Origin of the sequence: Enterobacter sp. K16B (genome assembly GCF_020216105.1) — a bacterium.
GTDB classification, from domain to species: Bacteria; Pseudomonadota; Gammaproteobacteria; order Enterobacterales; family Enterobacteriaceae; genus Enterobacter; species Enterobacter sichuanensis.
In genome coordinates this window covers 1-243 of the sequence record NZ_JAIWJZ010000208.1, presented here as the reverse complement: position 1 = coordinate 243, position 243 = coordinate 1, and the positions used below count along the sequence as shown (strand labels likewise).

The following is a 243-nucleotide window of genomic DNA, read 5'->3' as shown; positions in this document are numbered from 1 at the left end:
CTTGCCAAGGTCGGGGTCGCGAGTTCGAGTCTCGTTTCCCGCTCCAAAATTTGAAAAGTGCTTCCACAGCACGCACTGCCCAAGCGGGAATAGCTCAGTTGGTAGAGCACGACCTTGCCAAGGTCGGGGTCGCGAGTTCGAGTCTCGTTTCCCGCTCCAAAATTTGAAAGTGCTTCCACAGCACGGACCACCCAAGCGGGAATAGCTCAGTTGGTAGAGCACGACCTTGCCAAGGTCGGGGTC

The 243-nt window shown here is 56.8% G+C and carries 1 tRNA gene; it reads left to right on the top strand.

What is annotated here, in order from left to right:
- The first annotated feature begins 83 nt into the window (after positions 1–83).
- Positions 84–159, top strand: a tRNA-Gly gene (locus tag LDK53_RS22735).
- Positions 160–243: the final 84 nt, after the last annotated feature.